General features: G+C 66.4%; 13 protein-coding genes. 8 read left to right on the forward strand and 5 right to left on the reverse strand.

Annotated features, from left to right (window positions below; all coding sequences use genetic code 11):
• Positions 1-3: 3 nt before the first annotated feature.
• Positions 4-594 (reverse strand): transcriptional regulator BetI, encoded by a 591-nt coding sequence (gene betI / locus ACX9OW_RS04065; RefSeq protein ID WP_053520388.1) that lies wholly within the window; start codon positions 592-594, stop codon positions 4-6.
• Positions 595-763: 169 nt separating this feature from the next.
• Here betI and ACX9OW_RS04070 point away from each other — a divergent pair, with 169 nt between their 5' ends.
• Positions 764-2314, forward strand: a complete 1551-nt coding sequence (locus ACX9OW_RS04070; RefSeq protein ID WP_111186107.1) for a BCCT family transporter — start codon at positions 764-766, stop codon at positions 2312-2314.
• A gap of 21 nt (positions 2315-2335) precedes the next feature.
• On the opposite strand, the gene ACX9OW_RS04075 is transcribed toward ACX9OW_RS04070, so the two are convergent.
• The 4 genes from ACX9OW_RS04075 to ACX9OW_RS04090 all read right to left on the reverse strand — a co-directional run bounded on the left by ACX9OW_RS04075 (position 2336) and on the right by ACX9OW_RS04090 (position 7484).
• The gene (locus ACX9OW_RS04075) at positions 2336-2968 is read right to left on the reverse strand and encodes an AAA family ATPase (protein WP_065175621.1); all 633 of its coding nucleotides are present in this window, start codon (positions 2966-2968) and stop codon (positions 2336-2338) included.
• Complete coding sequence (locus ACX9OW_RS04080) at positions 2968-3342, reverse strand: type II toxin-antitoxin system Phd/YefM family antitoxin (protein ID WP_053520391.1); 375 nt, start codon at positions 3340-3342, stop codon at positions 2968-2970. Before ACX9OW_RS04080 ends, ACX9OW_RS04075 begins: the two co-directional genes overlap by 1 nt.
• A gap of 313 nt (positions 3343-3655) precedes the next feature.
• Positions 3656-6409 carry an aconitate hydratase AcnA gene (gene acnA / locus ACX9OW_RS04085; RefSeq protein ID WP_193396855.1) on the reverse strand — a complete coding sequence of 918 codons (2754 nt, stop codon included), beginning with the start codon at positions 6407-6409 and terminating at the stop codon, positions 3656-3658.
• Between the two features lie 172 nt (positions 6410-6581).
• Positions 6582-7484, reverse strand: coding sequence for a LysR family transcriptional regulator (locus ACX9OW_RS04090; RefSeq protein ID WP_053519987.1), 903 nt, complete (start codon positions 7482-7484; stop codon positions 6582-6584).
• 109 nt (positions 7485-7593) lie between these two features.
• Here ACX9OW_RS04090 and ACX9OW_RS04095 point away from each other — a divergent pair, with 109 nt between their 5' ends.
• The 7 genes from ACX9OW_RS04095 (at position 7594) to ACX9OW_RS04125 (ending at position 13756) form a co-directional block, all read left to right on the forward strand.
• Positions 7594-8715, forward strand: a complete 1122-nt coding sequence (locus ACX9OW_RS04095) for a 4-oxalomesaconate tautomerase (protein ID WP_164152603.1) — start codon at positions 7594-7596, stop codon at positions 8713-8715.
• Between the two features lie 77 nt (positions 8716-8792).
• Positions 8793-9848 carry an ABC transporter substrate-binding protein gene (locus ACX9OW_RS04100; protein ID WP_053519997.1) on the forward strand — a complete coding sequence of 352 codons (1056 nt, stop codon included), beginning with the start codon at positions 8793-8795 and terminating at the stop codon, positions 9846-9848.
• A gap of 13 nt (positions 9849-9861) precedes the next feature.
• Positions 9862-10695, forward strand: a complete 834-nt coding sequence (locus ACX9OW_RS04105) for an ABC transporter ATP-binding protein (RefSeq protein ID WP_053519989.1) — start codon at positions 9862-9864, stop codon at positions 10693-10695.
• Positions 10679-11455 (forward strand): ABC transporter permease, encoded by a 777-nt coding sequence (locus tag ACX9OW_RS04110; protein ID WP_053519990.1) that lies wholly within the window; start codon positions 10679-10681, stop codon positions 11453-11455. Before ACX9OW_RS04105 ends, ACX9OW_RS04110 begins: the two co-directional genes overlap by 17 nt.
• A 113-nt stretch (positions 11456-11568) precedes the next feature.
• A complete protein-coding gene (locus ACX9OW_RS04115) occupies positions 11569-13005 on the forward strand; it encodes an OprO/OprP family phosphate-selective porin (protein WP_279942283.1) in 1437 nt (478 codons plus the stop codon).
• A 121-nt stretch (positions 13006-13126) separates the two neighbouring features.
• Entirely contained in the window at positions 13127-13351 is a 225-nt protein-coding gene (locus tag ACX9OW_RS04120; RefSeq protein WP_053519992.1) for an AbrB/MazE/SpoVT family DNA-binding domain-containing protein, read from the forward strand.
• Between the two features lie 6 nt (positions 13352-13357).
• Positions 13358-13756: a type II toxin-antitoxin system VapC family toxin gene (locus ACX9OW_RS04125; RefSeq protein ID WP_053519993.1), complete on the forward strand. Its 399-nt coding sequence runs from the start codon at positions 13358-13360 to the stop codon at positions 13754-13756.
• Positions 13757-13803: the final 47 nt, after the last annotated feature.

Raw genomic sequence — 13803 nt, forward strand, 5'->3', positions numbered from 1 at the left:
CGCTTATAGCGCGTCGGCCTGCAACTGGAAGTCGATGTAGCCGTAGGCGATGCGTCGGGCCTTGTCAGCATCGAAGGCGCCGCCGACCAGGCTGCCGCGCAGCCAGAGGCCATCGATCATCGCGGCCAGGCCGCGGGCGGCGAGGCGTGCCTGTGGGCGTGGCAGCACGCGGTTGAACTGGTGGCACAGGTTGGAGAACAGGCGCTGGTCGTTGGCATGCTGCAGGCGCGCCAGTTCCGGCTGGTGCATGCTCGCGGCCCAGAAGGTGAGCCAGACACGCATCGCGGTGCCATTGATCTGGCTGTCATCGAAGTTGCCATCGACGATGGCGCGCAGCTGGTCGCGGGGATCGTCGCCGACCCCGGCCCGGCAGCGGGCGACCGCGTCCCGCAGTTCGCGCAGGATCTGCCGCATCGCAGCGTTGAGCAGGCCGTCCTTGTCGCCGAAGTAATGGGCGACGATGCCGCTGGACAGCCCGGCCTTTCTGGCGATGGTGGCGACGGTGGCATCGGCCATGCCCATTTCGTCGATGGTCTGGAAAGTGGCCCGGATCAACTGTTCGCGACGGACCGGCTCCACGCCCTTCTTCGGCATTGTCTCTCCACGGATTGCGACCCGAGGCGTCGGGTTGGCCATCATTATGCTTTTTATTGATTGAACGTTCAATCAATAAACCCTAGGATGCGCTCGCGCCCCACGCCATGGGCCCGGTTTCCCGGTCCGGCCCCGCCCATGTGCTCCTTCGGACTGATGAGACGATCCCATGTCTTCCCAGGCTCACCCCAAGCGCTCGCCCCTGCGCTTGAACCGCTTTGTCTTCCTCAGCTCCTCGGTGTCGATCGGCATTCTCGGGCTGCTCACCGTCCTCTATCCCGATGCCAGCGAGCACTGGCTGCAATGGGCGCAGGCCGAGGTCTCGGCTGCGTTCGGCGCGTGGTACATGCTGCTGGTCGTGCTGTGCCTGGGATTCGTGCTGTGGCTGGCGTTCTCGCCCTATGGCCGTATCCGCCTGGGCCACAACGAGGAATCGCCGGCCTTCGGCTACGTCGCGTGGGTGTCGATGCTGTTCTCGGCGGGTATCGGTATCGCACTGCTGTACTACGGTGCCTATGAGCCGCTGGACCATTTCCTCAACCCGCCGGGCCAGCCGGGCGGCACGGTGGCGGCCGGGCGCGAGGCGATGGTGCTGACCTTCCTGCACTGGGGCCTGCATGGCTGGGCGCTGTACGCGCTGGTCGGGGTGGCGCTGGGCTATTTCGCCTATCGCCGCAACCTGCCGCTGGCATTGCGCTCGGCGCTGTATCCGATCTTCGGTGAGCGCATCCATGGCCGCATCGGCGACATGGTCGATGGCTTCGGCATTCTCGCCACGCTGATCTCCATGGTCACCAATCTCGGCATCGGTGCGCTGGTGGTGCAGTCCGGCCTGGTCTATCTGTTCCACATCCCGGACACACCGCAGGTGCTGGTCGCGATCGTGCTGGTGATGATGGTGGTGGCCACCATCGGCGTAGTGGCGGGGGTCGAGAAGGGCATCGCCTGGCTGTCCAACCTCAACGTGCGCCTGTTGTGCGCGCTGTTGCTGTTCGTGCTGGTTACCGGCCCGACCCTGCATCTGTTCGATGGCCTGGTGCAGAACACGGGCGACTATCTCGGCGCATTCGTGCGCAAGAGCTTCGACATGTATCTCAACGATCCGCAGGGCCGCGCCTGGATGGGTTCCTGGACGCTGTTCTACTGGGCGTGGTGGATCGCCTGGGCGCCGTTCGTGGGCCTGTTCGTGGCACGCATCTCGCGCGGCCGCACCATCCGCGAGGTAGTGATGGGCGTGCTGTTGATACCGCTCGGCTTCACGCTGGCGTGGCTGTCGATCTTCGGCAACACCGCCATCGACCTGGTGCTCAACCATGGCCAGGCGGTGCTGGGGCAGGTGGCGCAGCACGATGCAGCGATGACCCTGTTCAAGCTGCTGGAGTACCTGCCCGGCGCACCCTATGTAGCCGGTGCCGCAGTGGTGATCGGTTTCGTACTGTTCCTGACCCCGGTCGATTCGGGCACGCTGATGATCGCCAACCTGTGCACCCGCCGTGTCGACGACGGGGTGGAGGATGGTCACGATGCGCCGATCTGGCTGCGCGTGTTCTGGGCGGTGGGCATCACCGTGGCCAGCATCGGCCTGCTGCTGGCGGGCAACTTCAGCGCGATGCAGACGGCCGTGGTCCTGTGCGGTCTACCGTTCTCGTTCACCCTGGCGTTCTACATGCTGGGCCTGCTGCGCGCATTGCGCACCGATCCGGACGCGCCGCGGCGCTGAGCGCACTGCCGGCCCTTGGCATTACAGGCGCAGGGCGGCTTCCAGCAGAGCTGTCGCCCATGGGGGCGTGCGCTGCAGCTGCTGCAGGTCATCGGCGGCCGGCCATTGCAGGTGGCCGTCCTCCATCTGCAGCAGCAGCTGTGGATCGGGCACGGCCTCGCCCGGCGCGGCGTCGGCGCTGTTGTCGTAGACCTGCAGCTGCGCCAGCACCGGCATCAGCCCGATCAGGTTCTGCTGCGCCAGCGGCCAGCGGCGGCGGATGTCGACTTCGGAAATGGGGTGGCCACCGGCCTGCACCCGTGCGCGTACCCGGGCGATGTGCTGCTCCGGGCTGGACAGTCCACAGAACCACATCAGCACGTCATGGGTGCGGCTGGCCTCACGCAGCAGGGCGGTGATGGAGTTGCCCCCCAGCGTGGTCTCGAAGGCATGGTTGCGGGCGTGATCCAGGGCGTCGCGGATACGGTTGACACCCTCCTGCCAGGCTTCGGCATTGGCCTCCATGGCGTCCAGGCCGGCCCGCTCGCGCAGCCCGCGGGCGAACGTATCGGGGTTGAACCATTCCAGGCCGGCTTCGCGCAGCACGTGGCCACCCACCGAACTCTTGCCGGCGCCATTGACGCCGGCAAGCACATACAGGAACGGGCGTGGCATCAGTGGCCCGTGCCCGCCTTGACCTGGCCCTTCAGGCGGGCAGGGCGACGCAGCAGCGCGCGTGCGGCATCACCGGCCTGGGCGTGCTGCAGCACCGCCAGGCGCTGGTCGAAGCCGGCACGCAGATCCGCCAGGGCCGGGTCCTGCCCACGCAGTTCCTCCAGCGAGCTTTCCAGCGCTTCGACCTTGGCCTGCAGCGCGCGGTACTGCTCGATGGAAACGATCACCGCCTGCGGTTCGTTGTGATTGGTGACCACCACCATGTGCTGGTCGCGCACTTCCTGCATGACCTTGCGCCAATGTTCCTTCACCGACGAGGCGGTGGTGTGGGTCAGCTCGTTGATCGGGTCGAAGCGGACGGGGGCGTGCAGCATGGCGGTGCTCCAGGGGACCTGTGCGATCACCTTACGCCTGTTTCATGCAAATTGCATGAATGGTGAAAAATATCAAAAATATGATTCATGGGCGATTCGGCCCCGGCGGTAACGCCGGGGCCGGGCTTCCGCCCGCCGGATGCCGCGCGCCGGGTCAGTGGGCAGCCAGCTGACGCTGACGCAGCACGTACTGCAGCAGGCCGCCGTGGTGGGCGAGGAGGCGCGGTTGCGAACCACCGGTTCGCGCGCCTCCGCAGCGCCCCGGCGGTGACGCCGGGGCCGGGCTTCCGCCCGCCGGATGCCGCGCGCCGGGTCAGCGGGCAGCCAGCTGACGCAGCACGTACTGCAGCAGGCCACCATGGCGGAAGTATTCCACTTCCTTCGGTGTCAGCAGCATCACCGACACCTCGAAGCGCTTCTGCGTGCCATCGGCCCGGGTCGCGGTGACCGCGGCGCGCTTGCTGGCACCGTCTTCCAGGCCGGTGATATCGATGACTTCCGAGCCATCCAGCCCCAGCGACTGCGCGTTCTCACCATTGCGGAACTGCAGCGGCAGCACGCCCATGCCGACCAGGTTGGAGCGGTGGATGCGCTCGAAGCTCTCGGCGATGACCGCCTTCACGCCCAGCAGCAGGGTGCCCTTGGCGGCCCAGTCGCGCGACGAACCGGTGCCGTACTCCTTCCCGGCCAGCACGACCAGCGGCACCTTGTCGGCCTTGTACTTCATCGCCGCGTCGTAGATCGCCAGCTTCTCCGGCTGACCACCGCCGGCCGGGTAGTACAGGGTGTTGCCACCCTCCTCGCCGCCGAACATCAGGTTCTTGATGCGGATGTTGGCGAAGGTGCCGCGGACCATCACGTCATCATTGCCGCGGCGGCTGCCGTAGCTGTTGAAGTCGGCGGGCTGCACGCCCCGGGCCTGCAGGTAACGCCCCGCAGGCGAATCCTTCTTGATGTTGCCGGCCGGCGAGATATGGTCGGTGGTGATCGAGTCGCCGAACAGACCCATCACACGCGCGCCATGCACGTCGTCGATGCTGCCGGTCTGCATGGTCATGCCATCGAAGTACGGTGGGTTCTTGATGTAGGTGGAGTCATCGCTCCACTCGTACAGATTGCCGTCCGGCGAGGCGATGGTGTTCCAGCGCGTATCGCCCTTGAACACGTCGGCGTAGTTCTGCTTGAACATCTCCGGGCCGATGGTGGCGGCGATGACATCGCCGATTTCCTTGTTGCTCGGCCAGATGTCGCGCAGGTAGACCGGCTGGCCGTCGCTGCCGGTGCCCAGCGGCTGGGTGGTCAGATCGATGTCGGTGGTGCCGGCGATGGCGTAGGCGACCACCAGTGGCGGGCTGGCCAGGTAGTTCATCTTCACTTCGGGATGCACGCGGCCTTCGAAATTACGGTTGCCCGACAGCACGGAGGTCACCACCAGGTCACCGGCGGCGATGCCGGCACTGACCTCGGTCGGCAGCGGGCCGGAGTTGCCGATGCAGGTGGTGCAGCCGTAGCCGACCACGTAGAAGCCGATCTTCTCCAGCTCCTTCAGCACCCCGGCCTTTTCCAGATAGTCGGTGACCACGCGCGAGCCTGGGCCCAGCGAAGTCTTCACCCAGGGCTTGCGATCCAGGCCCTTGGCCGCCGCGTTGCGCGCCAGCAGGCCGGCACCGATCATCACCGCCGGGTTGGACGTGTTGGTACAGGAGGTGATCGCGGCGATGACCACCGCGCCATCCTTCAGGCGGACCTTCCGGCCTTCGATCTCGATGTCGGCGAAGCCCTTGGCCAGCTGTTCGTTGCCGACCGCGGTGCCGCCGCCCTCGTTGAGGAAGGAGGCCACATCGTCGCTGCGCTTGTCGCGGTTGCTGGTCAGGCCGACCAGCGCTTCGCGGTAGTTCTTCTGCACGTCTTCCAGCAGCACGCGGTCCTGCGGGCGCTTCGGTCCGGCCAGCGACGGCTTCACCGTGCCCATGTCCAGCTCCAGCGTGGTGCTGTACTGGGCATGGGGGCTGTCCGGTTCGTGCCACAGGCCCTGCGCCTTGGCGTAGGCCTCGACCAGTTCGATCTGTTCTTCGCTGCGACCGGACAGGCGCAGGTAGTTCAGTGATTCGGCGTCGATCGGGAAGATGCCGCAGGTGGCGCCGTATTCCGGTGCCATGTTGCCGATCGTGGCGCGGTCGGCCAGTGGCAGGTGCTGCAGGCCATCGCCATAGAATTCGACGAACTTGCCGACCACGCCCAGCTTGCGCAGCATCTGGGTGACGGTCAGCACCAGGTCGGTGGCGGTGGCGCCCTCAGGCAGCCGGCCGGTGAGCTTGAAGCCGACCACCTGCGGGATCAGCATCGACGACGGCTGGCCCAGCATGGCCGCTTCGGCTTCGATGCCGCCCACGCCCCAGCCAAGCACGCCGATGCCGTTGATCATCGTGGTGTGGCTGTCAGTACCGAACACGGTGTCCGGGTAGGCCACGGCCCTGCCATCCTTGTCCGCGGTCATCACCACGCGGGCCAGGTTCTCCAGGTTCACCTGGTGGACGATGCCGGTGTTGGGCGGCACCACCTTGAAGTTGTCGAACGCCTTCTGGCCCCAGCGCAGGAACCCGTAGCGTTCCTGGTTGCGCTGGAATTCGATCTTGCCATTGAGATCGAGCGCGTCCGGCTTGCCGAACACATCGACCTGTACCGAATGGTCGATCACCAGTTCCGAAGGGATCTGCGGGTTGATCTGTTCCGGCTTGCCGCCCAGCTTGACCACCGCATCGCGCATGGCGGCCAGATCGACGACACACGGTACGCCGGTGAAGTCCTGCAGGACCACGCGCGCGGGCATGAAGGCGATTTCGGTGTCCGGCTCGGCCGCCGGGCTCCAGCGGGCAACGGCCTCGATGTGCTCCTTGCCGACGGTGACGCCGCCGTCTTCGTGCCGGAGCAGATTCTCCAGCAGGATCTTCATCGAGTAGGGAAGGTGGGAGATGTCGAAGCGCTGGCCCAGTGTGGGCAGGCTGAAGTAGTCGTAGGTCTTGCCGCCGACGTCCAGCTGGCTGCGGGTGGAGAACGAATCGCTCATGCGGGATGACTCCTTCTTGCGGATGGCTTGCAGTGGCCCGTGCATGGACGGACCTGCTTGCGTATGCCGGGGCTCTCCGCCACCGGATCCCCGCCAGTATGGCGGAGCCGGCGCGGCCGGGAACGTCCTCGGCGCAGGACGCAAGGTTACATGGCTGTATGTAGTGCCGATGTCACGGCTTGCCCCGCCACTGGCTCATCAGCATCTGCAGGAAGCGTTCGGCCGTGGGCGAGAGCAGGGCACCACGGCGGCGCACGATGCCGATGGTGCGCGAGACCACCGGATTGCCGATCGGCCGGGTCACCAGGATGGGATGGTCGCCGTCCGGGGTAGCCATCTTCGGCAGCACCGACACGCCGATCCCGGCCTCGACCATGCCCAGGGAGGTGGACAGGTGGGTCACTTCGTAATGCCAGCTCAGCTTCAGGTTCTCACGGGCGAGGGCGCCATCGAGCAGGGTCCGGTTGCCACTGGTGCGATGCACGGTGATCAGCTGGTGCTGGGCAAGATCGGCCCATTCCACGCGGCGCTTGCGGGCCAGCGGATGATCGCGGCGGCAGGCCAGCACGAACGGGTCCTCGGCCAGTACATCGAAATCCAGGTTGGGATCGTTGGCACCCATGAAATTGATGCCGAACTCCACTTCGCCGCGTTCCACTGCCTGCAACCCCTCGGTGGCGGGAATGTCGAGGATGCGGAAGCGGACGTGCGGATGCGCGTCGTGGAAGCGTGCCATGACACTGGGCAGGAAGTAGAACGCCGCGGTGGGCAGGCAGGCGATGGTGACCGTGGCGCCGCGCGTGTCGTCGTGCCCGCGCAGCGAGAACAGCGAACCATCGAATTCCTCCAGCATGCGCCGTACCAGCGGCAGCAGGTTCTCGCCGACCGCGGTGGTGCTGACGCTGCGGGTGGTGCGTTCGAGCAGCGGTGAGCCGACGGCCTGCTCCAGCTTCTGGATCCGGCGGCTGAGCGCGGGCTGCGAGACGTGCAGGGTTTCAGCGGCGCGATGGAAGCTGCGCGTCTCGGCGACGAGCAGGAACGCGCGCAGATCGAGGATTTCGCAATTGATGCTCATACGGTATCAATCATCCAAAAATCAGCAATTCACAGATCAATCCGGCTCATGCCAGTATCGAATCACAGAGGGGTCATTCATCCACTATACGCATCAATCTAGCACACGTATGTCGAACGATCTGCTCAGTATCCCCTGCGTCCTCATGCGTGGCGGCACGTCCAAGGGGCCGTTCTTCCTGGCCTCGGACCTGCCGGCCGACGCCGGCCTGCGTGACCAGCTGCTGCTGGAGGTGATGGGCTCGGGCCATCCGCTGCAGATCGATGGCATCGGCGGTGGCAATGCGCTGACCAGCAAGGTGGCGATCGTCAGCCCCGCCAGCCGCGCCGATGCCGATGTCGACTATCTGTTCGCGCAGGTCCGGGTCGAGCAGCGGGTGGTGGATACCACCCCCAACTGCGGCAACATGCTGGCGGCGGTCGGTCCCTTCGCGATCGAACGCGGACTGGTTCCTGCGCGCCACCCGCGCACCGAAGTGCGCATCCACAACGTCAACACCGGCAAGCTGATCGTGGCCACGGTGGAAACCCCGAACGGCCAGGTGGCCTATCGGGGCGACACGCGTATCGCGGGCGCGCCTGGCGCTGCCGCGCCGGTCCGCCTGGCCTTCCTCGATGCGGCCGGTGCACGTACCGGCCGGCTGCTGCCCAGTGGGCGGCCGCAGGATATGATCGACGGCATCGCCGTCAGCCTGGTGGATTGCGCGATGCCGATGATGATGGTGCGCGCGGCCGATATGGGTGTCCGCGGTGACGCCTCGCCGGCGGAACTGAACGCGGATCATGCGCTGCTGGCGCGGTTGGAAGCGATGCGCATCGAGGCGGGTACGCGCATGGGCATCGCAGACGCGGGCAGCAAGGTGATTCCCAAGCCAGTGCTGCTTTCCGCACCGCAGCAGGGCGGCGACCTGCAGGTGCGCTACTTCATGCCCCACCAATGCCACACCGCGCTTGCCATCACCGGCGCGGTCGGTCTGGCCACCGCCGCAGTCACGCCCGGCACCCTGGCCAACACTTTCGTCGGATGCCTGCCGATGCCGGGCAGCATTACCCTCGAACATCCGAGCGGCCTGCTGGAAGTGGGCCTGAGCCGCAGCTCGGACGATGCGCCGGTCGTTGCCAGCGTGGTCCGTACCGCGCGCCGCCTGTTCGAAGGGCGCGTGTTCGCGACTTCGCCTGCCACTGCCGAAACCCATTCCACCGAAGCCCGCCAATGGACCTCAGCGGCATGACCTGAAACCGGTCGGGGCCGCGCAGATGCGCGTGGCCAGGCCACTACAACGCAGATGCTTCACTCCTGGGAGGGATGATGTACAAGCAGTTCTTCATGGCCGCGCTGTGCGCGGCGAGCCTGGCCGTGTCCGGTTGCGGCAAAGACGATGCCAGCGGGGCCTCGGCGCCCGGCGGCGACAATGCGCCGGTGCGGATCAGCGTCGGTTCCTACAATCTCAACAACCTGCCGTTCTTCATCGCCGACGCCAAGGGCTACTTCAAGGACGTCGGCCTGCAGGTGAAGACCGAGAACTTCGCGCAGGGCGGCTCCAAGGTGCTGCAGGCCCTGGTCGCCAATTCGACCGACGTGGCGGTCGGCTTCTACGACCACACCATCCAGATGCAGGCCAAGCACAAGGACGTGGTCGGCTTCGTGCTGCTGTCACGCAATTCGGGCCTGGTGATGGCCGGCCGCGAGGATGCCAGCTTCGATCCGGCGCGCCCGCAGACCATCAAGGGCCAGAAGATCGGCATTACCGCCCCGGGTTCGTCATCGGACTTCTTCGTGCGCCACTTCCTGGCCCAGCACGACATCCCGGTGGACAGCATCTCGCTGATCGGCGTGGGTTCTGGTGCGGCGGCGGTAGCCGCGCTCGAGCAGGGCAAGATCGACCTGCTGGTCAACTACGATCCGGCCGCGACCCTGATCACCGAGCGCAAGGTCGGCAGGATCATCATCGATGCGCGCAGCGACGAGGGGGCACGCCAGGTGTACGGCGGTCTCTATCCCACCTCGGTGATGTACGCCAACCGCAGCTTCCTGGAGGCACGTCCTGAAGCAGCCGAGAAGATCGCCCGCGCCGAGCAGATGGCATTGAAGTTCATCGCCGACAACAGTGCCGAGGACATCGTCGCTGCGCTGCCGGACAGCTACGTCTCCGGCGACCGCGCCACCTACGCGCGCGCCGTGGAGAACGCCCGCGCCATCTTCACCACCGATGGCCACTTCACGCCCGCGGACCTGGAAACGCCGTTGAAGGTGCTGCGCGAGTTCAACAAGGACGTGGCCAACGCGGACATCGACCTGTCCCGGACCTACACCAATGCCTTCGTCGAGCGCGCCAGCGCCGCGACGCAGGCAACCCAACCGTAAGCGGAGATAACCCATGGCCCTCAATGCCACCGTGCGCCAGTTCAATGGCGCGCCGCAGCTGGAGCCCGCACAGACCATGGTCGCCATCAACAAGGTGACCATGTCCTTCGGTGACTTCACCGCCGTGCGCGATGTCGATATCCAGGTCGGTGATGGCGAGTTCCTCGCCATCGTCGGTCCCACCGGGTGCGGCAAGAGCACCATCCTCAATTCCGTGGCGGGCCTGCTCAAGCCCAGCGCCGGTGACGTGAGCATCGACGGACGCGCCGTCAATGGCGTGCAGGCGTCCGTCGGCTACCTGTTCCAGCAGGACGCGCTGCTGCCGTGGAAGACCGCCTTCCAGAACGTGGAACTGGGCCTGAAGTTCCGCGGCGTCGATGAAGCCGAGCGCCGGCAGAAGGTCACCACCTGGTTGGCCAAGGTCGGCTTGACCGGCTTCGAGCACCGCTATCCGCACCAGCTCTCCGGCGGCCAGCGCAAGCGCGTGCAGATGGCACAGGCACTGATCGTGGAGCCCAAGGTGATCCTGATGGACGAGCCGTTCTCGGCATTGGACATCCACACCCGCCATCTGATGCAGAACGAACTGCTGCGCCTGTGGCAGGAAGACCGTCGCTCGGTGATCCTGATCACCCACGACCTGGAAGAGGCCATCGCGCTGGGCGACCGCGTGGTGGTGCTGTCCTCGGGTCCGTCAAGCCGCGTGGTGCGGAGCTTCGATGTGGACCTGGAACGCCCCCGCAACGTTGCCGAGATCAAGCTCGACGAACGTTTTACCGACCTGTACCGCGACATCTGGGCCTGCCTGCGCGGCGAAGTGGAGAAGAGCTATGCACGCCAGGACTGACCGTTTCATCCAGATCGCACTGGTCATCGCCGTGTTCGGTGGCTGGGAGGGCGGCATCGCGCTGGGCTGGATCGACCCGTTCTTCTTCCCCGCGCCCACGGCCATCGCCCAGCAGGCGTGGAACTGGTTGTCGGATACCTCGTTCTACCAGCACGTGTACATCACCCTGACCGAAACCGCGCTGGGCTACCTCATCGGTACCGGGCTGGGCGTTGCAGGCGGTGTGTGGCTGGGCCTGAGCCGGCGCTCGGCGCGCATCCTCGATCCCTTCATCAAGGGCTTCAATGCCATCCCGCGCGTGGTGCTGGCGCCGATCTTCGTGCTGTGGCTGGGCCTGGGGCTGTGGTCGAAGGTGGCACTGGCGGTGACGCTGGTGTTCTTCACCACGTTCTTCAATGCCATGCAGGGCGTGCGCGAAGTGAACCCGGTGGTGCTGGCCAATGCCCGCATTCTCGGTGCCAGCCGCAGTGACCTGCTGCGTCACGTGTACTTCCCGGCGGCGGCGAGCTGGATCCTGTCCTCGCTGCGCACCTCGGTGGGCTTTGCCGTGGTCGGCGCGATCATCGGCGAATATCTGGGTGCCTCGGCGGGCCTGGGTTACCTGATCGCGCAGGCAGAAGGCAACTTCAATGCCGTGGGCGTGTTCGCCGGCATCATCATCCTGGCCGCCTTCGTGCTGGTCATCGATGCACTGCTCGACGTGGTCGAGAACAAGCTCATCACCTGGCGTCCAAACGCCCAGGCCCAGGCCACCAGCTGAGCCTGTCTGGCGCGCCGCTGGAATGATCCGGCGGCGCGCCCTTCCGTAATTCCCCCGCATCATCGCAACGGGCCAGCGCCAGGCCAGGGGGCCGGCTGGCTGGAGAGAACACCATGCATAGCCATCCCGTGCTGCCGCGCGCAGCGCTGACGGTCGCCCTTGGCCTGCTGCTGGCCAGCGGCCATGCCGGAGCACAGTCCGCCACGGCCCCGCCGGCCCCGCTGAGCCAGGCCGAACTCGCCGCGCTGGTGCAGCAGCAGGCGCAGCAGATCCAGCAACTGCAGTCGCGACTGGATGCGCTGGAAGGCGTCGGTACGACCGCCGGCAACGCGGCGGCTGCCCCTCCTGCGCCTGCCCTGGAAACCCGTGTTGCGGCGCTGGAAACCCAGCAGTCCAAGGCGCCGAAGGTGTCGTGGTCGAAGGGCGCGCCGGAATTCAGCAGCGCTGACGGCAACGTGATCTTCCGCCCGCGCGGTCGTCTGTTCGTGGACGGCTCCAGCACCGACGGCTCGTCCAGCAGCGACCGCAACATCTCCGGCACCGAGATCCGTTCGGTGCGCCTGGGCGCGGAGGGCCGCTACGGCACGCTCGGCTGGGTGGTGGAGGGCGACTTCGCTGACAACGAGGTGGCGTGGAAGTCGGTGTATGCCACTGTGGACCACAGGCTGTTCGGCCTGCCTGCCGACCTCACCGTGGGCAACCGCCTCAACGACCGCGGCATCGATGGCTCCAGCAGCACCTCCAACACGCCGTTCCCGGACCGCAACGTGGTGGGCACGCTGATGCTGCCGCAGCGGGGCCTGTTCGGCGTCGGCCTCACCGAGCGCGTGTACGGAAAGGGCTGGCACGCCAGCCTGTCAGTGGCCGGCAACGACCTCAACAATGCCGGTGACAACAACGACAGCCAGACCTGGGCCACCCGCGTCCACTGGAACCCGATCGACAGCAAGGCCGCGACCGTGCATCTGGGGGCGTGGGCGTTCCACGAAGAGATCGCCGCAGGCTCCTCGGGCGTGCTGCGCAGCTCCGCCATTGCCGGCCACTTCAACGACCTGGTCAAGATCACGCCGGGCGCGCTGGTCGGCACCGATCGCAGCACCGCCTACGGTGTGGAGGCGGCGGGCTTCTTTGGCCAGGGCTGGGCCACGGGCGAGTGGGGCACGCGTAACCTGCGCGGCGCCGATGCCAGCGGCCGTTACGACCTCGATCACCAGGCCTGGGCGATTTCCGCCGGCTGGTTCCTTGGCGGGGCCAGCCCGGCGTACTCGGGCAAGACCGGCACCTGGGGCCGGGTCAAGGTGGCCGATCCGGTCACCCGTGGCGGGCGGGGCGCATGGGAGCTGCGTGCGCGCTACGAAGACGTGGACTACTCGGAACTGCCGACCGGCGGCACCGGACATGCGTGGACGGTGGGTGCCAACTGGTATCTCAACGACTACAGCCGGGTGATGCTCGACGTGATCCGCTGGCAGACCGACAACCCCACCGGTGCGGTGCGCGGCAAGGACGAGGGCACGACGGTCAATACCCGGCTGCAGGTTGCGTTCTGAGTGAAGGCATCAAGCTGAACGGACAATGCCGGCCACGTGCCGGCATTGCCGTAAGGGGGGGCGGCTGGCGGTATGACGCCTTGAGTATGTATAATTCGTACATACCGAAGAGGGCCTACCCATGGAAGCCACTGTCGCCGAACGCGGTCAGATCACCCTGCCCAAGGCTGTGCGTGACGCCCTGGGCCTGACCAAGGGCACCCAGCTCAAGGTCGAACTGGACGGCAGCCGCATCATTCTGCGCAAAAGTGTCGACGACGCGATTTCACGGGCGCGCGGCAAGTTCGCGCTGGACGGCTTTGATTCCGCCGACGCCGCCGTACGCGCGGTGCGCGACGAGGACTAAGCCGTGATGATCGCCGTCGATTCCCCTGTGCTGGTCGAACTGCTGAGCAATGGCCCGCAGGCCGACGCCGTCGAGGCCTGCCTGCGGCAGAGCCTGGTCGGCGGCAAGGTGGTGGTGTGCGGGGCGACCCTGGCCGAAGTCTGCGCCAGCCTGCGTGGCGGGGCCGAGGTGCTGGAAGCGCTGGAAGAGATGGGCGTCCACTTCAACGCGCTGGAAGCCAAATCGGCATTGCGCGCCGGCGAGATGCATCGCCGCCACCGCCAGCGTGGTACCCAGCGCCGCAGCCTGGACGACTTCATGGTGGGGGCCCATGCACTGCTGCAGTGCGACGGGCTCATCACCTGGAACGACACGTTTTACCGCGACTACTTCAAGGGCCTGAAGCTGATCGTGCCGCACGCCTGAGCCCGTTGCATTCCTTTCACTGTTCCATAACCGCATTACCCGGGAGT

Source organism: Stenotrophomonas genospecies 5, assembly GCF_054473825.1.